The following is a 21,113-nucleotide window of genomic DNA, read 5'->3' as shown; positions in this document are numbered from 1 at the left end:
ATGCTCACCCGTCACACACAGGAAGCTCACAGGTCAGGTGGTTAGCCTGGCGGTCCGAGGGGAGTACTTCGGCAAGTTCGCTCCGGACAGTACGGGCTGGTGATCCGGCCCCCGGATCGGCGCCCGCGGACGGGTGAAGGAGACCTCAGACCGAAACGTCTGGGAGACCTCATGTCCTCGTCCGTCCTCGCCGCCCCGCTGCAGTCGATCGCCACGCCGCAGCTGTGGGCCGCCACCATCGGTGTGCTGCTGGTCCTGCTCGCCCTCGACTTCGTCGTGACCCGCCGCCCGCACGAGGTGGGCATGCGCGAGGCCGTCGGCTGGAGCGTCTTCTACCTGGCCCTGCCCGCGGTGTTCGGCCTGTTCGTGTGGTGGACCTACGGCTCCACGCCGGGTGTGGAGTTCTTCACCGGTTACGTGGTCGAGAAGTCCCTGTCCGTGGACAACCTGTTCGTCTTCATGTTGCTGCTGTCGGCGTTCGCCGTGCCGGCCGCGCTGCGGCAGCGCGTGCTGCTGTACGGCATCGTCGGCGCGCTGGTGCTGCGCGCGATCTTCATCGCCGCCGGAGCCGCGGTGCTGCAGACCGGCACCTGGGCGTTCCTGCTGTTCGGTGCGGTGCTGCTGGTGACCGCGGTGAAGGTGATGCGGGACGCGACCCGCGACGAGGAGCACCACGTCAACATCGGCGACCTGCGCAGCGTGCGGCTGTTGCGCCGCCTGATGCCGGTCACCGAGCAGTACCACGGCTCGAAGCTGACCGTGCGGGTCGACGGCGTACGCGCGCTGACGCCGATGGCGCTGGTCGTCGCCGCCGTGTTCATGACCGACGTGGTGTTCGCGGTCGACTCCGTCCCGGCCGTGTACGGCGTCACCGAGGACCCGTACCTGGTGTTCGCGACCAACGCGTTCGCCCTGCTCGGCCTGCGCGCGCTGTACTTCGTACTGCACAACGCCCTGGGCGCGCTGCGCTACCTCAACCACGGCCTCGCGCTGATCCTCGCCTTCATCGGCGTCAAGCTGGTGCTGCACTGGGCGCACACGGTGTGGCCCGCGGTGCCGGACGTGCCGACGCTGCTGTCGCTGGGCGTGATCCTGGGCGTGCTGACCGTCGTGATCGTGGCGAGCGTGGCGGCCAACCGCCGGGACCGCCGCCGCGCGCTCGCCGCGGAGGCCGCGCTCCGCGCTGAGAGCACCCACCGCGACACCGTCACCCCACGCACCGGAGCCTGATCGCGGCGCCCCTCCCCGGTCCGGGCGCCGCCACCGCAGGTGAGCCCGGACCGCCCGCCCGGCCGGGAGTCGGCTGGCAGACAGTTGCCGTTGTCGATACCGGCTACCGTGCGCGTCGTGACCGTCCTCATGATGTTCGCTGCCTGCTACGGCGTATGGCAGCTCACGATGCTCGCCTCGGCGACGCGCACGGTACGGATGCCGTTGCTGATCCTGGGCGTGGTGACCGGGCTCTACGGCGCCGGCATGCTCGCCCTGGGCCTGCAGCTGCTCTATACGCGCGGCGTCGCCGCGCTCACCGGCGACTCCGTGGCGGAGGTCGTCCGGACGGCCAGCTACACCACGGACCCGCTCATCGAGGAGCTGGCCAAGGTGGCGCCGTTCGCCCTGCTCGCGCTGCTGCATCGCAAGGTGCGCGCGCAGTGGGGCCTCACCGACTTCCTGCTGCTGGGTGCGGCGAGCGGCGCCGGGTTCGCGCTCGTCGAGCAGCTCCTCCGGCACGCCGGCGAGGCCGCGAACGCGGGCGCGGGCGGGCCGGTCGAGGGCTGGACGATCATTCGGGGCTTCAGCTTCGTCCAGGTCTGGGGCCTGCCCGACCTGCTCACGTCATGGCTGCCGACTCCGGTGTCCTATGTCGACGCGTTCGGCACCGACACGCCCAGCCCCGACACCAGCCTGCACCTGGTGTGGAGCGCGCTGGCCGGGCTCGGGCTCGGCCTGCTGATCCGGGGCAGCGCGCTGCAGCGCCTGGCCGGGGCGGCGCTGATCGTGTTCCCGTGGCTGGACCACGCCGCGTTCAACCACGACGTGGTCAACCCCGCGGAGGGCGGGTTCATCGGCGTGGTCGCCGGGCCGCTGGCCTTCCTGCGCCACGCGCTGTGGCTGTACCCGCTGCTCGCCCTCGGTGCCGCGACCTTCCTGGACCGGCGCACGCTGCTCGCGGCCAAGCGTGCCTGGCCGGACACGCTCACCGAGCCGGAGCGGGCCGGGCGTCCGGCGTTCGCGGCGCTGAGCGGGTTCGCGTTCGCCGGGCTGCCGTGGACGCCGTACCCGGCCTGGGTCTACGTGCTGACCCGGCGCGCCGCGCTGTACGGCCACGGCCGGACCGGCGAGGACGACCCGATGCGCCGCGCCGTGGCCGAGGCCACCACCGCGCTCGACGAGTCCCGCAGCGCCGAGGCGTGGCGCGGGGCGGGGGTGCGCCGGCGGGCCGCGGTGACGCCGCCGCGCGGGCTGAAGGCGTACCTGCCGCTGCTGCTCTGGCTCGTGCTGCTGGTGCCCGCGGTGCTGTACTTCCTGCCCGGCGGCCTGCCCACCTTCTCCTGGGTGCAGGAGCTGCTCGGCTCGTCGTTCGTGTTCCCGCTGGTGATGGCCGGTGCGGTGGCGGGGCTGCTCTGGCTGGGCTGGCAGGTGGTGGCCACCGCCCGGCGGCTGCGGCCGCTGCTGGCCGTGCCCGCCGCGTACGGCGCCGTGACCGCCGAGCTGCGCCTGCTCACCGGCCTCGGCAGCCTCACCGCGGCGGCGAGCAGCCTGCTGCTCGGGCTGGCCGCGGGCGGCTCGGCCGACCAGCCGATCCTGCCGGCGCACATCCTCGACGCCATCAGCAACACGCTGTTCATCGCCTCGCTGCTGCTGGCGATGCTCGCGATGGTGTGGTTCCCGCCGTTCGGCATGGCCGCGCTGGCCGGGGGCGGGTTCGAGATCATCGTCACCGCGGCGGCTGGCAAGTTCCTGGCCACGCTCGGTGCCGCCGGCGCGATGGCGATCCTCGCCATGATGATGGGCGGCAGCGGCAGCGGTGGTCGTGGTGACGACTACTGGGAGGAGAAGTACGGCCAGGACGACCCGCCGCCGCGCCGTGAGCGCATCAGCGACGCCAACAAGGCCGAGCTGGAGGACTCCGGCTGGCTCAAGAACAAGATCAAGGACCCGCAGACGCGCCGCGACTTCATGAAGTGGCTGGAGCAGGGCCACAAGCAGGGCGAGGCGCACGAACACCTGCGCCCCGGCTCGCCGGAGGCCGAGGCCAAGCTCGCCGAGTTCCTCGCCGAGATGCTCTGAACCCGAGCCGCCCCGCCCCCCGTTGATCGTCGAAGTCGCCTGGCACTTGGGCCTTCGCGAATCCAAGATTCGCCCAGGTGCCAGGCACATCGGATGATCAGGGACCCGGGACGGCCGGGGTACGGGAGCGGAGCGGGGTCAGCAGGGCGGCCAGAGCGGTCGCCGTGCACAGGGCACCCGCCGCGGCCAGCGTCGCCGGGACGCCGTACACGGCCGCGGCACCCGTCAGCGCCGCCGCACCCAGCGGCGCCAGCGCCTTCTGCAAGGTCCAGAACGCCGCGGTGACCCGGCCCAGCAGGTGCGGCGGCGTCACCTCCTGGCGCAGCGACATCGAGGCGATGCCCGCGACGCCAGTGCAGCAGAGCACCCCCGTCGCGGCCAGCGCGACCAGCGGCGCGCTGCCGGCCAGGCCGATCCCGGCCATCGCGACGCCGCACAGCGCCCACGCGCCCACCCAGGTCACGGTGAAGCCCAGCCTCCTGCGCAGCCGCGCCACCAGCACCGAGGCCAGCAACGTGCCGACGACGCCCGCGGTGAGCACGTACCCGACCGTGCCGTCGGAGCGGCCGAGGCCGTGCTTCAGGTGGTAGATCAGCACGTCGGTGAGCCCGAAGGTGACCGCGGTCAGCACGGTGAGCAGGGCGGTGAGGGTACGCAGCAGCGGGTGCCGCCGGATGAACCGCAACCCGGCGAGGAACACGTCGAGCGAGCGCTGCTCACCGACCGCACCGTCGCGGCCGGTGGGCAGGACGGCCAGAGCGGGCGGCAGGGACATCAGCGCCACGGCCGACACGGCGAAGGTGACCGCGTCGAACCCGATCGCAGCCGTGGCACCGAACCGGCCCGCCAGCAGGCCTGCCAGCGCCGGGCCGACCAGATACGCGGTGGACGACGCGGCGAACAGGCGGCCGTTGGCGTGGGTGATCTGCCCGGCGGGCACCAGGCTCGGCACCACGGTCACCTGCGCGACCTGGAAGACCGTCGCGAACGCGCTCGCCAGCGGCAGCACCAGGTAGAGCAGCCACGGCTGCGGACCGCCCAGCCAGGTCAGGGGGATGCTCGCGTACAGGGCGAACCGGGCCAGGCCGCAGAGCACGAGCAGGCGGCGCCGGTCGAACCGGTCCACCACGACCCCGGCGAACAGGCCGGTCAGCAGCGACGCCGCGCCGCCGAGCCCGGTCACCACGCCCATCTGCGCCAGCGAGCCGGTGGTATGCAGGACCAGCAGCGGGATGGCGACGTAAGAGAACGAGTCGCCCAGCGCCGACAGCGCCTGCGCGACGAGCAGCGCCCGGAAGCCACCCCGCGCGGCGCCCGTTCGCGGCTCGGGCGTGCGCACTGTATCCGGTGCCGACAAGCCTGCCTCCCCGACGTGCCGCCGGCGCCGCGGACGATGGTGCGGCCACGCTGAGCCGTCGAAGCTACCCGATGCCCGTCACGCGGACGGGTGAGGGTTAAGAAGGGCACCTTCTTCTACGGAAAGCGATAAGAAGGTGCCCTTCCTTTCAGGACAGGGGTTGCCACCAGGGGTCGAGGGTGGGTGGGGTGTCGACGTCTACGCGCTCGCCGGGGCGGGGGACGGCGAGGGCGACGTCGTGGGCCTTGCATTCGGCCCAGACGCGGTCGACGGGCTCGGACCAGGAGTGCAGGGCCAGGTTGAAGGTGGCCCAGTGGACGGGGATGAGGAGACCGCCGCGCAGGTCGAGGTGGGCCGCGACGGCCTCCTCGGGGAACATGTGGATCTCGGGCCAGCCCTTGTCGTAGGCGCCGATCTGCATCAGGGTGGCGTCGAAGGGGCCGTGGCGCTCGCCGATCGCGGCGTAGCCGTCGAAGTAGCCGGAGTCGCCGGTGTAGAAGACGCGGCGGTGCTCGCCCGCGACCACCCAGGAGCTCCACAGGGTGCCGTTGCGGCGCAGCGTACGGCCGGAGAAGTGGCGGGCCTCGGTGGCGGTGAGGGTCAGCCCGGCGACGTCGGCGCTCTCCTCCCAGTCCAGCTCGATGATGCGGGACTCGGGCACGCCCCAGCGGGCCAGGTGCGCGCCCACGCCCAGCGGCACCAGGAACGGCGCCTGCTGGCTGCGGTTGAGCGCCTGGATGGTGGGCATGTCGAGGTGGTCGTAGTGGTCGTGGGAGATGACGATCGCGTCGAGCCGGGGCACGTCGGCCAGCGCGACGGGCATCGCGTGCAGCCGCTTCGGGCCGACGCCCGGGGTCGGCGAGCACCGGTCGCTCCACACCGGGTCGAGCAGCACGCGCTTGCCCTCGATCTCGACGAGCACGGTGGCGTGGCCGTACCAGGTCAGGTGAAGGCCGGACGCGGCGGTGGCGGCGGGCGCTTCGGTGACCAGCGGCACCGGGCCGGACGGCCGCCGCTTCTCGCCACCGGTGAGGAACTCGCGGACCGACGGGCGGCTGTCCCCGCCGACCATGGTGCGGGTCTGCATCGTGTTGTGGAAGGCACCGTCGCGGTAGTGCGGCGAGCGCCGCACGCGTTCCGCGCGGGCTCCGGTGGGCTGGGCGCCCAGGGCGGCGAGGATGGTCATCGGTTCGTCCCTAAACGGTCGGTGGGTTCAGACGGGGTAGCTGACGCCGGTGAGCTGGAGCGACTCCTGCCACAGGCGGCGCTGGGCGAGCTTGTCGTGCGAGCGGGCGGACGAGGCGACCCGGCGCGGATGGCCCTTGACCTCGCCGAGCCCGTCGGGGCCGTAGTACTCCCCGCCGCGCACGTCCGGGTCCGTGGCGGCGCGCAGGGTGGGCAGCGCGCCCTGCGCGGCGCTCTGGCTGAACAGCGGGCCGACGACGGGGAACAGGGCCCGGATCAGCGGCGGCGAGTTGCGGACCAGCTCGGTGGCCGAGCCGCCGGGGTGTGCCGCGACGGCCGCCGTGTCCACCCCCGCGACCTCCAGGCGGCGCTGCAGCTCGTACGTGAACATCAGGTTGGCCAGCTTGGACTGCGCGTAGGCGCGGTGGCGGCCGTATCCGCGCTCGGACTGCAGGTCGTCGAAGTCGATCCGGCCGCTGCGGTGGCCGATGCTGCTGACGGTGACCACGCGGGAGCCGGCCACGGGCAGCAGCCGGTCCAGCACCAGCCCGGTGAAGGCGAAGTGGCCCAGGTGGTTGGTGCCGAACTGCAGCTCGAACCCGTCGGCGGTGGTGCTGCGCGGCGGCCACATCACGCCCGCATTGTTGACCAGCAGGTCCACCTCGGGGTGGCGTTCGCGCAGCTCCGCGGCGGCGGCGCGGACCGCGGCGAGGTCGGACAGGTCCAGGGCGAGCGTCTGCACCCGCGCGCCGGGCGCGGCGGCCTCGATGCGGCTCACGGCATCGGCGGCTCGGCGCGGGTCGCGGCAGGCGAGCACCACGGTCGCGCCACGGGCGGCGAGCACGTGGGCGGTCTCGTAGCCGAGGCCGGTGTTGGCGCCGGTGATCACGGCGACCCGCCCGGTCTGGTCGGGGACGTCGGCCGCGGTCCAGCGGCGGGCCCTGGTGGCTGTCGGGGTCATCGGCGGTCTCCTCCGGGCATATAATCGGAACGTGCGCCCCACTTACTATACGGAACGTTCGCTCCGGTTAGCCAGTGACCCAGGTCTCCCCTTCCGGGTGACGCCGTGAGCGACCGTCCCGGCACGGTGGACAAGCCGCTGCGCGCCGACGCCCGCCGCAACCGCGACAAGGTGCTCCAGGTCGCTTACGAGGTGTTCGCCGCGGAGGGGCTGGCCGTGCCCATCGACGAGATCGCGCGCCGGGCCGGAGTCGGCGCGGGCACGGTCTACCGGCACTTCCCCACCAAGGAGGCCCTCTACCGGGCCATCGTGGTGGACCGGGTCGAGCACCTGGTGGCCACCGCCCGCGAGCTGGCCGCCGCGCACACCGCCGGCGAGGCGTTCTACGCCTTCTTCGACCTGATGACCACCGAGGGCGCCACCGACAAAGGGCTGGCCGACGCGCTGGCCGGGGAGGGCATCGACCTCGGCGACGTGATGCCCGAGCACGAGCGCTCGTTCAAGGACGCCCTGGGTGAGCTGTTGAGGAGCGCCCAGGCCGCCGGGACCGTACGCCCCGACGTCACCGTCGCCGACGTCAAGACGCTCATGGTCGGCTGCCAGGCGATGCAGCGCTACGGCGGGGACGCCGCGCCGGAGCGCGTGCTCGGCGTGGTGCGCGAGGGCCTGCGCCCCTGAGCCACGGCGAGCCGCCCGCCACGGCGCCCGCGGCACGGCACGATGGGCACGTGGACGCAGCATCGCCCAGGATCGTGGTGGTCACCGGAGCCAACCGGGGCATCGGCCGGGAGGTCGTCCGGCAGCTCTACGCCCGCGGCGACACCGTCGTGCTCGGCTCCCGCGACCAGGCCAAGGGCGCCCAGGCCGCCGAGGAGATCACCGCCGGGCAGCATGGCGGGCAGCTGCTCGCGCTGCACATGGACGTCACCGACCCGGCCGGCCTGCGTTCGGCCGCGGCCACCGTCGGGGAGCGGTTCGGCCGGGTCGACGTGCTGGTCAACAACGCGGCGATCCTCTACGACACCTGGCAGTCGGCCGTCACCGCCGACCTGGACACGGTGCGCGCGGCGCTGGAGACCAACCTGCTCGGGGCCTGGCAGACCACGCAGGCGCTGCTGCCGCTGCTGCGGGTGGGGCAGCGCCCGCGCATCGTCAACGTGTCCAGCGAGGCCGGGTCGCTGGAGACCATGGGGGCGGGCGCGCCCGCGTACGCCGTGTCGAAGACCGCGCTCAACGCGCTGACCCGCCAGTTCGCCGTCGAGCTGGCCACCAGCGGCATCCTGGTCAACGCGGTCTGTCCGGGGTGGATCGCCACCGACATGGGCGGGCCGGGCGGGCGGCCGGTGGCCGAGGGCGCGGCCAGCGTGCTGTGGGCGGTGGACCTGCCCGAGAACGGCCCTACCGGCGGCTTCTTCCGGCACGGCGTGCCGCTGCCCTGGTGATCCACCAGGGACAGGTGCCCGGGGCGGCGCGCCCCGCCGAGTTCACCGCGGCGGTGCGCGCCTTCCTCGGCGGGGGTCACTTCCCGTAGGTGACGTAGTCCTGGTCGTCGTCCGGCGGGTTGCCCAGCGAGCAGATCTTGCTGTACTTGGCCAGCACCAGGCGGCCGTCGCGGGCGTCGGACTCGTCGTCGAACACGTGCAGCACGTGGTCGTCGTCCTTGACCCGCCAGCCGTGCCCGCTGCCCATGTCGTTGACCTGGAGGTTGCCGCGGTCGTACGACGAGCAGGCCTCGTCCTCGCCGGGGATGGTGGTGCGCCTGCCGGACGAGTCGCGCCAGTAGTCGAAGACGTAGGCGTTCTCGTCCTCGCGGCCGTTGCCGCGGCCGATGAAGCAGTGCCGCTTGTAGCGCTGGGCCAGGGCCAGGCCCTGCTCCCCGATCTGCTCGCCCGGCCCGCCGTGCAGCCGCGCGACCACCCTGGACCCGTCCCGGACCTCGTGGATGCCGGCCTCGTAGTGCACCGTCAGGTTGTTCGGGTTGTAGGAGACGCAGTCGGCCGGCGACGGCCACGACGGGGCCGCCGGGGACGGCCGGGCGGAGGTGCGGGCCGGGGACGGCGCGGCCGAGGTCGCCGGGGCGGCCGACGGGCTCATCACGCTGGAGAACGTCGGCGGTGCGGTGACCGGGTCACCGCCCTTGCCGCCGCAGGCGGTGCCGGCGGCCAGCACGCAGGCCGCGATCAGGATCAGGTGAGGGGTACGGCGCATGCCTGGATGTTAGGGGCGCACCGGCCCGATCTCAGTCGGGAAAGCGCCCGACCGCGGTGACGTACCCGACAGACCGGGCCGCACGGTCACGGCCCGGTCGGCCCGGCTCAGCCCCGGTACTCGGCGATCTGCATGAGGTTGCCGCAGGTGTCGTCGAAGACGGCGGTGACCACCGGGCCCATCTCCGTCGGCGGCTGGGTGAACACGACGCCCAGCTTGGTGAGGCGCTCGTACTCGGCGTGCACGTCGGTGACGGCGAGGGAGTTGAACGGGATGCCGTCGTCCACCAGCGCCGCCTTGAACGGCTTGGCCGCCGGGTGGCCGTCGGGCTCCAGCACCAGCTCGACGCCGTCGGGGTCCTCGGGCGATACGACGGTGATCCAGCGGGCCTCGCCCATCGGGATGTCGTGCTTCGTCACGAAGCCGAGCACGTCGGTGTAGAAGGCCAGTGCCTTGTCCTGGTCGTCGACGAGGACGCTGGTCAGGGTGACTCTCATGGGTTCTCCTGTGGCTTGCGGAGCCACCGCTGGGCGATCTGCTCCAGCGGGGCGGTGTCCAGGGTGTGGAACTTGTAGCGGCCTTCGCGCCGGGTGCGCACCAGCCCCGCGTCCTCCAGCAGCTCGAGGTGCTGCGAGATCGCCTGCCGGGAGGAGCTGATCTGGTGCTGGGTGGTCAGCCGCGCACAGATCTCGAACAGTGTCTGGTCGTCGCGCTCGGCCAGCCCGTCGAGAATGCGCCTGCGGGTAGGGTCGGCCAGCGCTTTGAAAACGTCGCCCACGTCAGCCACTATAGGCAAGTAATCACTTGCCTATCAAGCCGCCGTCCCGAGGTCTCGTTCCGTGCCGCAGAAACGGACAGGCCGGCGGTCGCTCACCCCCGTCAGCGACCGCCGGCCTTCTACTGTCCGGGTGGACGCCGTCCCCCAACGGCATCTGTCCACCCATCCCCCTGTGCACTTCGCTCGGCGCCTCCTGACGGAATCTCTCCGCCCGGGCCGGCCCGCTGGGACCCCTGGGGCCTTCATCGAGCGTCGCGCCACTGGTGAACACGCTACGTCGGCCGACAGGGCCCCGTCCAGGGCAAACTCAAGATTTTTTCACTGAACGTAATTGTGATCTCTACGCTCCGCAGTCGGCGGGCAGGTTGCCACTCCGGCTGTGTACCGCGCCACCGGCTGCTCAAACCTTGACGGACCAGTCGGTGTTCCCGGCCCGCCACTCCAGCCACCCCATGTTGACGAAACCGGCGTGGACCAGGCCGACCAGCCAGGTCCCGGCCATCAGCGGCGCGGCCCAGCCCGGCTGCGCGGCGGGCAGGGTGAGCGCGGCCGCCGCGGCCCCCGTCACCGCGGTGTAGAGCAGGCCCGGGATCCACCAGGACCGCCGCGACGCGATCACGCCGAGGACGACCAGCGCCGGACCGGTCAGCCCGGCCGGCGTCACGACCAGCCACAGGCTGTTGACCACCCGCCACCACAGCCGCCGCAGCGCCGTGCCGAGCGGTACGTTCTCGTGATACATGCCGGGCAGCCTAAGCTGATCTCGCAACGGTGTCCGAAGTGGCGGCCCGTAAGGTGATGCGCATGCCAGTCCCGCCCCTGACGCCGCCCCGGTGTGAGGCATGAGCCTGCTCCTCGAACCCCGCCAGGCGGAGACCGCCCCGCCGCCCGCCCCGCCGTCGCCGTTCACCGCCTGGTGCCGCCGGGTCGCCGAGTCCCGCGCCTTCGAGATCGCGATCGTCGTCGCCATCGGCGCCAACGCCGTCCTGCTCGGCATCGAGACCTACCCGGACCTCGGCGCGGCGCGGCCCTGGCTGCAGGCCCTGGAGTGGACGTTCCGGGTCGTCTTCGTGGCCGAGATCGCGATCCGCCTGCTCAGCTACGGCAAACGCCCGCAGGACTTCTTCCGGCACGGCTGGAACGTCTTCGACCTGGCGGTGATCGCAGCCGCGTTCGTGCCCGGCCTGCACGGCGACTCGGCCGTGCTGCGGGTGGTGCGGATCGCCCGGGTGGTGCGGCTGGTGCGCTTCTCCCCCGGCCTGCGCACCATCGTCCACGCGCTGCTGCGCAGCCTGCCCGGCGTCGGCGGCTTCCTCGCCCTGGCGATGGTCACCTTCTACGTGTACGGCATGGCGGGCTGGCTGATCTTCGCCGAGCACTACCCGGAGCAGTACGGCACCATCGGCCGGGCCGTGCTGACGCTGTTCGTGCTGCTGTCCCTGGAGACGCTGCCCGACCTCATCGAGCAGGGCCTGGCCCTGTCGCCGTGGACGCTGGTGTACTACGTCAGCTACGTGCTCATCACGGCGAACCTGCTGCTCAACATCCTGATGGCGGTCATCGTCAACTCGATGGAGGAGGCGCGGCGGCTGGACATGACCCGAGGGCTCGCGCCGGACTTCGACTCCGACGGCGACGGCGAGCCGGACGACGTGGACCGGATCCTGATCAGCCAGCGCCTCGACGACCTGCGGGCCGTCCTCGACGGGCTGGAACGCGACCTGCGCATCGACCGCGACGCCCCGGCCGTCGCGCGCGACCACACCGGTACGCGGTCCTAGCGGCAGGGCCCGTGCGGGCGGCGATCTCCACTGTCCGTTGCCCGCACGTTCCCGCGCCACCGCAGGCGACATGGCCGGGCGTCTATGCTGTGGCCACGATGGACACCACGCCGCAGCAGACCCGGGCCGACCTGGTCCGGCTCGTCGCCGCCGAGGCGGTGTCCAACATCGGCACCCGGATGACCTTCTTCGCCATCCCGTGGCTGGTGCTGGTCACCACGGGAGACCCGGTCAAGGTCGGCCTGGTCGCCGGGGCGGAGACGCTGACGTACGTGGTCAGCGGGGTGCTCGCCGCGCCGCTGCAGGACCGGATCGGCGCCCGGCGCACCTCCCTGTGGTCGGACGCGGGCAGCGTCGCGGTGATGGCCGCGGTCGCGCTCGCCGGGCGGCAGAGCTTCGCCCTGCTGCTGGTGCTGGTCGCGGTGCTGGGCGTGCTCCGCGCGCAGGGCGACCGGGCCAAGACGACGCTGCTGGTGCCGCTGATGGGCGCGACCGGCACCGACTACGCCCGGGTCGCCGCCGTACGCGAGGGCGTGCTGCGCACCTCGACGCTGCTGGGCTCCTCGCTGGCCGGTGTCGCGGTGGTGGTGCTCGGGCCGATCGGCGGCATCTGGCTGGACGCGGCCACGTACGTCGTCGCGGTCGCGCTGACCGTCCCGACCCGCACGGCGGAGGCCACCGCGCCGGAGGCACCGGCGGTGCCGTACTTCACCGCGCTGCGCGAGGGGTTCACCTGGTTCCGGCGCAACCGGCTGATGCGCGCGGTGACCGGCATGCTGTTCTTCACCAACCTGTTCAACCAGGCCGCGGCCGTGGTGTTCGTGCCGCTGTGGGTGTACGCCAACATGGACGACCCGGCCGCGCTCGGCGCCGTCGCGACCGCGTACGCCGTCGGCCTGATCGCGGGGAACGCGCTGGTGGCCTGGCTGTCCCCGGTCCTGCCGCGCTACCCGATGCTCGTGGCCGGCTACCTCATCGGCGGCGTGCCGCGCTTCCTGGTGCTGGCGCTGTCCGACGACCTGCTCGTGATCGTCGCCGTGACGGTGGTCGGCGGCGTGGCCATGGCGTCGCTCAACCCGACCGTCGGCGCGATGATCTACCAGCGGACGCCGAAGGAGATGCTGGCCCGGATGGGCGGCATCATCACCGCGGTGGCGTTCGGCGGGGTGCCGCTCGGCGGACTGCTCGCCGGATACCTGGTGCGATACTTCGGGCTGACCGACGCGATCCTCGTCGCGACCGGCCTCTACTTCGCGGTGACGCTGACCCCGGTGATCGGGCACCGGCTGTGGCGCGAACTCGACGACACCGCGCCCGCCCCGCCGAAACCGGGCGACGGCAAGCCGCTGCCCGCGCTGTACGGCCTGGCCGGGGCGGTCACCGGGCCACGGGTCAGCCTGCGCTACGCCGACGGCGGCTGGACCCTCCGCGCCCGGCGCGGCCTGCGCCGCCTGGCCCGGCAGCGGCCGGTCGCACCCGGCGCCGCGGTCGGCGCGCTGGCCCGGCTGGACGTGCCGCCGCTGCACGCGGCGCTGCGCGAGACCGTCGCGCACGAGCGCGCCCGGGTCGCCGATCGGACCCGTACGGTGCGCACCCGCGTCGTCCACCTGGAACGCCGCCTGGCCGAACTCACCAGCGCACTGGAACGCGGTTAGATAGGCGACGGCCGCTGGACACGGTCCGGCGGGCACACCCAAGATGTTCACCATGACCGATGTGACATGGGAATCGCCCGTCCGCGCCAGACCGTCACATCTGGTGGAACTGCCCCTCAGCCCGCTGCAGGCCCGCTGGTGGTTCCTGTGCACCAGCTACCCCGGTGGCATGTCACCGCTGGTCGACCTCGTGCACCGGCTGCGCGGGCCGCTGGACGCCGACGCCTGGGCACGCGCGGTCGACGAGGTGGTGAACCGGCACGAGATCCTGCGCACCCTGTTCGCCACCCGGCCCGGCGGGCCCGTCCAGCTCGTCGGGCCGCCCGCCGGGATCCGGATGGAGGTCCTCGACCTGCGGGACCTGCCCGCCGGCCAGCGCGAGGAGCGGGCCCGCGAGCTGCTCGACGAGCGCCGCCGCCTGTCCCTGGACCTGGAGGCCGGACCCCTGGTGCACACGTCGCTGCTGCGGCTGGCCGACGACGACCACGTGTGGCGGATGACGATCCACCACATCCTGGCCGACGGCGCCTCGCTGGCCGTCATCGACCGCGAGCTGACCGCGCTCTACCCCGCGCTGGCCGCGGGCCGCGAACCCGAGCTGCCCGCCCCGGCCGTCCAGTACGGCGACTACGCGGTGTGGCAGACGCACGCCGACACCGAGCAGGCCGACGAGGATCGCGCGTACTGGCGCGAGCAGCTCGCCGGGCTCGTGCCGCTGGAGCTGATCGAGGCGCTGCCCCGCCCCGCCGCCAAGGGCGCGCCCGCCGCCGAGGTCACCCGGACGCTGGACGCGGAGCTGACCCGGCGGATCGAGGAGCTGGCCCGTGGTGCGCGCGGCACCCGGTTCATGGTGCTGCTCGCGGCCCTGCACGTGCTGCTCGCGCAGGCGAGCGGGCAGGACGGCTTCGCGATCGGCATCCCGGTGGCCGGGGCCGGACGTGCCCGTCCCGAGCTGGCCGGGATCGTCGGCCTGTTCAACAACGCGCTGGCGCTGCGCGGCGACCTGTCCGGCGATCCGTCGTTCGGCGAGCTGCTGGCCCGCACCCGGGAGACGGTGCTCGACGCGCTGGACCACCAGGAGCTGCCCTGGGGCCAGGTCGTCGCGCTGCTCGACGAACCCGCCGACCCCGGCCGGGCGCAGGGCTTCCAGGCCATGTTCCTGCACGACGAGGTGGCGCCCGCGGCCCGCCTGGTCCTGCCCGGCCTGCGGGTGGAGGGCTTCCCGCTGGGCATCCCCCGCGTGCTGCACGACCTGATGGTGTACGCCGGACCGAGCCCCGAGGGCCTGTCCCTGAAGTTCGTCTACGACACCGGAGTGCTGGCCGAACCCACCGTGGCCGCCCTGGCCGCCACCTACGAGCACCTGCTGCGCACCGCCGTCGGCGACCCCGGGCTCCGCCTGTCCGAGCTGGCCGAGCAGCGCTGACCGCCCGTCCCTGAGTGGAAGCTCCCACCAGGTCGGCTGACCGCCGGGCGGGAGCTTCGCTCAGGAGATCAGGGGCGGGCGTCGGGCAGGCGCTGCTCGATGGTCTTGGCCATCGCGGACAGCGTCGGCGCGTCGAAGATCTGGCGCATCGACAGCCGGACCCCGTAGGCGGCCCGGACCTGGGCGACGAGCTGCACCGCCGTCAGCGAGGTGCCGCCCACGGCGAAGAAGTCGTCGTCGGGTCCGAGGTGCTCGATGCCGAGCAGCGCCGTCCAGACGGCCGCCAACCCGGCGGCCGGGTCCGGCGGGGCCGCCTGCCCGGCAGCCTGTGCCGCCGTGGCGTCTGCCGGCGCGGTGCTGGTCGCCGTGGGTGCGGCCGCCGCCGGTGGGTCGGGATCGATCCAGTGCCGGGTCCGCTCGTAGGGGTAGCCGGGCAGCGGCACCCGGCGGCCCGTGCCGCCGAGGGTGACCGGCAAGCCCTGCACCCACAGCCGCCCGGCGGCGGTGTAGCAGGTCGTGACGGCGTCGGCGGGTTCACCGGCGGCGGGCAGGCTGGGCAGCGGCGCGGGTGAGCCCTTGGGCAGCTGCATCTGCGCCAGCCCGGCCAGCTGCCGCCCCGGCCCGCACTCCAGGAACTGGGTCGTGCCACCGGCCAGCGCCACCCCGACCGCAGGTCCGAACAGGACCGGCTCGCCCAGCAGGCCGGCCCAGTGAGCCGGATCGGTCGCGTCGAACGGGGTCACCGGCTGCCCGGTGCGGCAGGACAGGTAGGGCTGGACCGGGGCGGACGGATCGGCCGCCGCCACCGCCGCCGCCAGCTCGCCGAGCATGGCTGCGGTGACGGCGGTGCGCTGGGGCAGGTCGGCACGCAGCCGCCGGGCTGGGATCGGGCGGCCGGTCGCCGGGTCGGTGAGCGGCTGCGCGAACACGTCGGCCGGGGCGGTGACGACGCAGCTCGCCGGGCCGTTGACCGCCACGACCGCCGCCTCCGGCGGCAGCAGGCCGGCCAGGGTCGCCGCGCTCGCCGATACGGTGAACGCGGGGGTCGTCGGCAGCTCGCCCTGCAGCCGCCCGTGCAGCTCCACCAGGCGCAGCGCGGCGGGCAGGGTGAACACCCCGGCCAGGGTCGCGGCGACGTACTCGCCGGTGCCGTGGCCGAGCATCGTGGCCGGGCGCAGGCCCCACGAGCGCCAGAGCAGCGCCACGGCGTAGCCCAGGGCGAACGAGCCCGGCAGCGGGTCGGCGAGCAGGTCCGGCACGCTCCGGCCCAGCGCGGCCGCGCAGCGGTCGACCGCCTCGGCGAACACCGGCTCGGCGGCGTACAGGTCCGGGTCCCCGGGTGGCACGGCCTGGTCGCCGAAGAGCAGCACGACCCGGGGCACGGTGACCGTGGCCGGGCCTGTGCACAGCCGCTGCGGGGTACGCAGCGCGGTCACTGCCTCCGCGGTGCTGGTCGCGACGACCGCTGCCCGGTGCGAGTGCTCGGCCCGACCGGTCCGCAGCGTGTGGGCGACGTCGGCCAGGTCCAGGTCACCGTTGGCCGCGAGGTGATCGGCAAGCCGGGCCACTGCGACATCCCGGGCCCGCGCGGACCGGGCGGAGACGGTGAGCAACCGCGCGCTACAACTTCTGGGTTGTAGGTACAACCCAGAAGTTGTAACGCGTGAACCGTTGTCTTCCCTGCCCGGCGGCTGCTGGAGGACGACGTGCGCGTTGGTGCCGCCGATGCCGAACGAGCTGACCGCGGCGCGGCGCGGCGTGTCCGCGGCGTCCCAGGTGGCGAGGGTGGCGTTGACGTAGAACGGGCTCGCCGCGAAGTCGATCGCCGGGTTGGCCGCGGTGTAGCCCAGGCTGGCCGGGATCAGGCCGTGCTCCAGGGCGAGCGCGGTCTTGATGAGACCGACCACGCCCGCGCCCTGGCTCAGGTGGCCGATGTTCGACTTGACCGAGCCGATGGCGCACCACTGCCGATCTGCGCGGCCGCGCCCGTACACACTGGTCAGGGCCTCGACCTCGATGGGGTCGCCGAGCGCGCTGCCGGTCGCCGACGCCTCGACGTAGGTCACCGTACGCGGGTCGACCCCGGCCGTGGCCAGCGCGTTCGCGATCACGGCGGCCTGGCCGGCGACACCGGACGCGGTGAAGCCGACCTTCCCGGCGCCGTCGTTGTTGACCGCGTTGCCGAGCACCACCGCGTGCACGTGGTCGCCGTCGGCGAGCGCGTCGCCGAGCCGCTTGAGCAGCACCACTCCCCCGCCGCTGCCCGCGACGGTGCCGGTGGCGGCCGCGTCGAACGGCCGGCAGCGGCCGTCGGCGGAGTCGGCGGCGCCCTCCCGGTGCAGGTAGCCGTGGTCGGCGGGCAGCTCGATGCTGACGCCGCCGGCCAGCGCCATGTCGCACTCGCCCGCGCGCAGCGCCTCCGCGGCGGTGTGCACCGCGACCAGCGACGTTGAGCAGGCCGTGTACACCCCGACGCTGGGGCCGCGCAGGTTCAGGTGGTACGAGACCAGGGTGGTGAACGTGTCGGCGTGGTTGCCGTTGCCGATCGTGGTGTGGTCGGTGACCGCCATGATCGCCCGGTTGGCGTGGATGTGCCGCCACCGGTAGTTCTCCATGCCGCGCCCGCCGTAGACGCCGATGTCGCCCGGGTGGCGGGCCGGGTCCCAGCCCGCGTGCTCCAGCGCGGCGTGGCACAGCTCCAGGAACAGCCGGTGCTGGGGGTCGGCCAGCGCCGCCTCGCGCGGCGTCATGCCGAACAGCCCCGCGTCGAAGTCCGCCAGGTCGTCGAGCAGGTACGCCACGGGCACGTAGTCCGGGTCGTCGGCCTGCTCCGCCGGGACGCCCGCGCGCAGCAGGCGCTCGCGGCTCAGCTCGGTGCGCGCGTCCCGCCCGGCGACCAGGTTCTCCCAGAACCGGCCGAGGTCCGGTGCGCCCGGCACCCGGCAGGCCATCCCGATGATCGCGATCGGCTCGACGCCGTCGTCCAGCTCGCTCACAGTTCCTCCCCTGCCACGCCGGGCCGCTGTCGGGTCCGGGCACGCCGTGCCGCCCCCCGGCGCAGGGCCAGCTCCACCGCGTCGTCGGTGCCGTCGGCGCCCTGCCCCGCGCCGTCGAGGTGGGCGGCCAGCGCCCGCACGGTCGGATACCGGAACAGGTCGACCACGCGCAGCTCCCGGCCCAGCAGCCGGTTGAGCCGCTGCTGCACGGTCGCCATCGCCAGCGAGCCGCCGCCGGAGTCGAAGAAGTTGTCGGTGACCCCGACCGCGTCCCGGCCCAGCACCTCGCACCAGACCGCGGCCACCGCCCGCTCCGTCGCCGTCTCCGGCGGCCGGCTGATCACCGCCTCCGCCTTGACCGGCCGGACCCGGGCCCTCGGTGTCTCCACCCGCGCGCCCCGGACCGGCTCGGGCACCAGTTCTGCCGCGGGCAGCTCGCCGTCGGCCGTGCCGCGCACGATGACCTCGCGCAGCGCGTCCAGGAAGCCGTCCATCGTGGACCGGTCGTACAGGTCGCTGTTGTAGACGACCTCCAGCCGCATGCGCCCGTCGCGCTCGACGCCGTACAGCGTCAGGTCGAACGCGGAGCCGGGGGCGGGCACCGGCACCGGCTCGGCGGTCAGCCCGGCCAGGTCGAGGCGCGGCGCGGCGAAGTTGAACACGTTGAACAGCACCTGGACCAGCGGGCTGCGCACCGTCTGGCCGCCCAGCCCGAACGCCTGCACGATGCGCTCCAGCGGCGCCTCCGGGTGCGCCAGCGCGGCGATCAGCTCGTCCCGGGCCGCGCGTACGTGCTCGGCGAAGCCGCGCCCCGGCTCGGCGCGCAGCCGCAACGGCATGATGTCGATGAAGAACCCGACCATGTCCTCGAAGTCGGGGTGGCGCCGGTCCACCGCGGGCGTCCCGACGACCAGCTCGTCCTGCCCGGCCCGGCCCGCCAGCACCAGCCCGAACGCGGCCAGCAGCACCGCCGACGGCGTAGCGCCCAGCCCACGGGCGAAGCGGTGCAGGTCAGCCGTGGCGGCCTCGTCGAGCCAGCAGCCCGCATAGCCGCCCGCGTAGGTCTGCTCGGCCGGGCGGGGCCGGTCGCCGGGCACCTCCAGCACGGTCGGCACGCCGTCCAGATGGGACGTCCACCAGTCGAGGTCGCCGTCCGCGCGCCGGGTGCGCCGCTCGTCGCGCCAGGCGACGTAGTCGGCGTAGGTCGCGGGCAGCGGCGGCAGCGTGTCCGGTGCGGCGTACGCGGCGGCGAGGTCGGCGTACAGCAGGGACTGGGACCAACCGTCGAACACCGCGTGGTGGGCGGTGATCGCCAGCACGTGCTCGTCCGGGCCGAGCCGGAACAGGCGCACCCGCCACAGCGCGTCGGCGGCCAGCCGGAACCGGCGCCCGGCCTCGGCGGCCAGCGCCGCGGCCAGCTCCTGTTCGCGCTGCTCGGCGGCCAGGCTGCTCAGGTCGCTCACCGGCAGCGGCACCGGGGCCACCGGGTCGAGCACCGCGTACGGCACCCCGTCCGCGTCCGGGAAGCGCCAGCGCAGCACCTCCTGCCGCGCGGCGACGGCGGTCAGCGCGGCGCGCAGCGCTTCGGTGTCCAGCGGGCCGCGCAGCCGTTCGGCCAGCACGATGTTGTACGCGGCCGCCGCCTCCGGCGAGTAGCGCTCCAGGAACCACAGCCGCTGCTGCGACGGCGACAGCGCGGGCGGGCGGCCGCGCACCGGCGGCTCGCCGCCGAGCGGCGCGGCAGCCCCGGCCCGCTCGGCGATCACCCGCAGCGTGCGCCCGTGCAGCACGTCCTCGACCGCGACATCCCGGCCCAGCCGGGCCCGCAACGCCGCCACCAGGCGCATCGCGGTGATCGAGTGGCCGCCGGTGTCGAAGAGGTCGTCGTCGCGCCCGACCCGGGCCAGCCCCAGCAGCTCGGCCCACGCGGCGGCGACCTCGCGCTCCACGTCACCGTCCGGCTCCTGGTACGGCACCTCGGCACCCGTCGCGGCGTGGTCGGCGAGCAGCCGGTCGACGTCGACCTTGCCGCTGGGCAGCAGCGGCAGCTCGGGCACCGGCACGACGCGGGCCGGCACCATCGCCGCGCCGAGCCGCGCCGCGCAGTGCGCGCGCACCGATTCCGGAGTGACTCCCCCGGTCACGAACGCGACGAGCTGCGTACCGGCCGGTCCGGCGGACACGGCGACGGCGGCATGCCCGACCTCGGGGTGGCGTCGCAGCACCGCCTCGACCTCGCCCAGCTCCACCCGCTGGCCCCGGATCTTCACCTGGCGGTCGACCCGCCCCAGGAACTCCAGCTCGCCGTCCGGCCCCCAGCGCACCAGGTCACCGGTGCGGTAGAGGCGGGCGCCGGGCAGCCCGGAGAACGGGTCCGGCACGAACCGCTGCTCGGTCAGCTCGGGCGCGCCCAGGTAGCCCCGGGCCAGCCCCGCCCCACCGGCCAGCAACTCGCCCGCCTCGCCCGGCGCGACCTGACGCAGCTGCTCGTCGACGACGTACACCCGGTGGTTGACGGCCGGGCGGCCGATGGGCAGCGGCCGGTCCCAGGCTCCGGCCGCCTCGAACCAGGTGACCAGCACGGTCGTCTCGGTCGGCCCGAACAGGTTGAGGAAGCGGCCGCCGCCGTCCGTCCAGCGGGCGGCCTGCTCCGGGCCGGGCGCCTCGCTGCCGGTCAGCACCACCCGCAGCGCGGGCAGCGCGGCCGGGTCGAGCACCGGCAGCAGCGCCGGAGGCAGGAACGCGACCGTGACCGCGTGCTCGGCGCAGAACCGCTGCAACCGGACCGGATCGGCCCGGTCCGCCGCCCCGGCCAGCGCGATCGTGCCGCCCGCCGCCAGCGGCGCGAGCAGGTCGATCACCGAGGCGTCGAACCCGATCGAGGCGAACCCCAGCATCACGCTCCGTGCGTCGAGGCCCGCGATCACGGTCAGGCTGCTGACGAACTCGGTCAGCGCCTCGTGCGGGATCATCACGCCCTTGGGGCGGCCCGTCGAGCCCGACGTGAACATCACGTACGCGAGATCCTCCGCCGTGGCCGGGCACTCGCCGGGGTCGGCGGCCGTGTCCGGCACGGCCACCAGTTCCAGGCCGGAGTCCGCGAGCAGCCGTTCGCCCAGCTCGTCGCAGACGACGGTGCGCAGGCCCGCCTCCGCGGCGATCTCGCGCAGCCGCGCCGGCGGCAGCGCCGGGTCCAGCGGCACGTACCCGGCACCGGCGCGCAGCACGCCGAGCAGCGCGGTGAGCAGGGGAGGCCGCCGGTCGGCACACACTCCGACCAGGACCTGCGGGGCGTCCGCGCGCAGCCGGGCCGCGAGCGCTCCGGCGGCCGCGTGCAGCGCGCCGTAGGTCAGCGTGGTGTCCCACTGGCGGACCGCGACGGCGTCGGGGAACGCGCGGGCCCGGTCGGCGACCAGGTCGGGGAAGCGCCGGTCGGGATAGGGCAGCACATCGCCCTGGGTCATCGATTCTCTCC

Annotated in this window: 16 protein-coding genes; 7 read left to right on the top strand and 9 right to left on the bottom strand. The window is 73.9% G+C overall.

Going from position 1 to position 21,113, the window contains the following annotated elements; all coding sequences use genetic code 11:
* The first annotated feature begins 171 nt into the window (after nucleotides 1-171).
* Complete coding sequence (locus CS0771_RS20150) at nucleotides 172-1,230, top strand: TerC/Alx family metal homeostasis membrane protein (protein ID WP_212842422.1); 1,059 nt, start codon at nucleotides 172-174, stop codon at nucleotides 1,228-1,230.
* A gap of 117 nt (nucleotides 1,231-1,347) precedes the next feature.
* Entirely contained in the window at nucleotides 1,348-3,291 is a 1,944-nt protein-coding gene (locus CS0771_RS20145; protein WP_212842421.1) for a PrsW family glutamic-type intramembrane protease, read from the top strand.
* Between the two features lie 97 nt (nucleotides 3,292-3,388).
* Here the strand turns inward: CS0771_RS20145 and CS0771_RS20140 are convergent, their stop codons facing one another.
* The 3 genes from CS0771_RS20140 to CS0771_RS20130 all read right to left on the bottom strand — a co-directional run bounded on the left by CS0771_RS20140 (nucleotide 3,389) and on the right by CS0771_RS20130 (nucleotide 6,794).
* Entirely contained in the window at nucleotides 3,389-4,648 is a 1,260-nt protein-coding gene (locus CS0771_RS20140) for an MFS transporter (RefSeq protein WP_244870908.1), read from the bottom strand.
* Between the two features lie 148 nt (nucleotides 4,649-4,796).
* A complete protein-coding gene (locus CS0771_RS20135; protein ID WP_212842420.1) occupies nucleotides 4,797-5,834 on the bottom strand; it encodes an MBL fold metallo-hydrolase in 1,038 nt (345 codons plus the stop codon).
* Nucleotides 5,835-5,861: 27 nt separating this feature from the next.
* Nucleotides 5,862-6,794 (bottom strand): SDR family NAD(P)-dependent oxidoreductase, encoded by a 933-nt coding sequence (locus tag CS0771_RS20130; protein WP_212842419.1) that lies wholly within the window; start codon nucleotides 6,792-6,794, stop codon nucleotides 5,862-5,864.
* A gap of 105 nt (nucleotides 6,795-6,899) precedes the next feature.
* Here CS0771_RS20130 and CS0771_RS20125 point away from each other — a divergent pair, with 105 nt between their 5' ends.
* Entirely contained in the window at nucleotides 6,900-7,472 is a 573-nt protein-coding gene (locus tag CS0771_RS20125; RefSeq protein ID WP_212842418.1) for a TetR/AcrR family transcriptional regulator, read from the top strand.
* A 50-nt stretch (nucleotides 7,473-7,522) separates the two neighbouring features.
* Nucleotides 7,523-8,236: an SDR family NAD(P)-dependent oxidoreductase gene (locus CS0771_RS20120; protein WP_212842417.1), complete on the top strand. Its 714-nt coding sequence runs from the start codon at nucleotides 7,523-7,525 to the stop codon at nucleotides 8,234-8,236.
* Nucleotides 8,237-8,312: 76 nt separating this feature from the next.
* Here CS0771_RS20120 and CS0771_RS20115 read toward each other — a convergent pair whose 3' ends face one another.
* From CS0771_RS20115 to CS0771_RS20100, 4 genes are all read right to left on the bottom strand, one after another.
* On the bottom strand, nucleotides 8,313-9,002 hold the full coding sequence (locus tag CS0771_RS20115; protein WP_212842416.1) for a hypothetical protein: 690 nt from the start codon (nucleotides 9,000-9,002) through the stop codon (nucleotides 8,313-8,315).
* Nucleotides 9,003-9,109: 107 nt separating this feature from the next.
* Nucleotides 9,110-9,499 carry a VOC family protein gene (locus CS0771_RS20110; protein ID WP_212842415.1) on the bottom strand — a complete coding sequence of 130 codons (390 nt, stop codon included), beginning with the start codon at nucleotides 9,497-9,499 and terminating at the stop codon, nucleotides 9,110-9,112.
* Nucleotides 9,496-9,789, bottom strand: coding sequence for a helix-turn-helix transcriptional regulator (locus tag CS0771_RS20105; protein WP_244870907.1), 294 nt, complete (start codon nucleotides 9,787-9,789; stop codon nucleotides 9,496-9,498). Before CS0771_RS20105 ends, CS0771_RS20110 begins: the two co-directional genes overlap by 4 nt.
* 391 nt (nucleotides 9,790-10,180) lie before the next feature.
* Nucleotides 10,181-10,522, bottom strand: a complete 342-nt coding sequence (locus tag CS0771_RS20100; RefSeq protein WP_212842414.1) for a hypothetical protein — start codon at nucleotides 10,520-10,522, stop codon at nucleotides 10,181-10,183.
* A gap of 100 nt (nucleotides 10,523-10,622) precedes the next feature.
* On the opposite strand from CS0771_RS20100, the gene CS0771_RS20095 reads away from it, so the two are divergent.
* The 3 genes from CS0771_RS20095 (at nucleotide 10,623) to CS0771_RS20085 (ending at nucleotide 14,642) form a co-directional block, all read left to right on the top strand.
* Nucleotides 10,623-11,561, top strand: coding sequence for an ion transporter (locus tag CS0771_RS20095; protein ID WP_212842413.1), 939 nt, complete (start codon nucleotides 10,623-10,625; stop codon nucleotides 11,559-11,561).
* Between the two features lie 98 nt (nucleotides 11,562-11,659).
* Nucleotides 11,660-13,216, top strand: a complete 1,557-nt coding sequence (locus CS0771_RS20090; protein ID WP_212842412.1) for an MFS transporter — start codon at nucleotides 11,660-11,662, stop codon at nucleotides 13,214-13,216.
* Between the two features lie 103 nt (nucleotides 13,217-13,319).
* On the top strand, nucleotides 13,320-14,642 hold the full coding sequence (locus CS0771_RS20085; RefSeq protein WP_212842411.1) for a condensation domain-containing protein: 1,323 nt from the start codon (nucleotides 13,320-13,322) through the stop codon (nucleotides 14,640-14,642).
* Nucleotides 14,643-14,710: 68 nt separating this feature from the next.
* Here the strand turns inward: CS0771_RS20085 and CS0771_RS20080 are convergent, their stop codons facing one another.
* Nucleotides 14,711-17,638 (bottom strand): type I polyketide synthase, encoded by a 2,928-nt coding sequence (locus CS0771_RS20080; protein WP_212842410.1) that lies wholly within the window; start codon nucleotides 17,636-17,638, stop codon nucleotides 14,711-14,713.
* A complete protein-coding gene (locus CS0771_RS20075; protein ID WP_212842409.1) occupies nucleotides 17,635-21,102 on the bottom strand; it encodes a non-ribosomal peptide synthetase in 3,468 nt (1,155 codons plus the stop codon). Before CS0771_RS20075 ends, CS0771_RS20080 begins: the two co-directional genes overlap by 4 nt.
* Between the last annotated feature and the right edge of the window lie 11 nt (nucleotides 21,103-21,113).

It is taken from the genome of Catellatospora sp. IY07-71 (assembly GCF_018326265.1).
GTDB lineage: Bacteria > Actinomycetota > Actinomycetes > Mycobacteriales > Micromonosporaceae > Catellatospora.
This window is presented reverse-complemented; position numbering and strand designations above follow the sequence as displayed.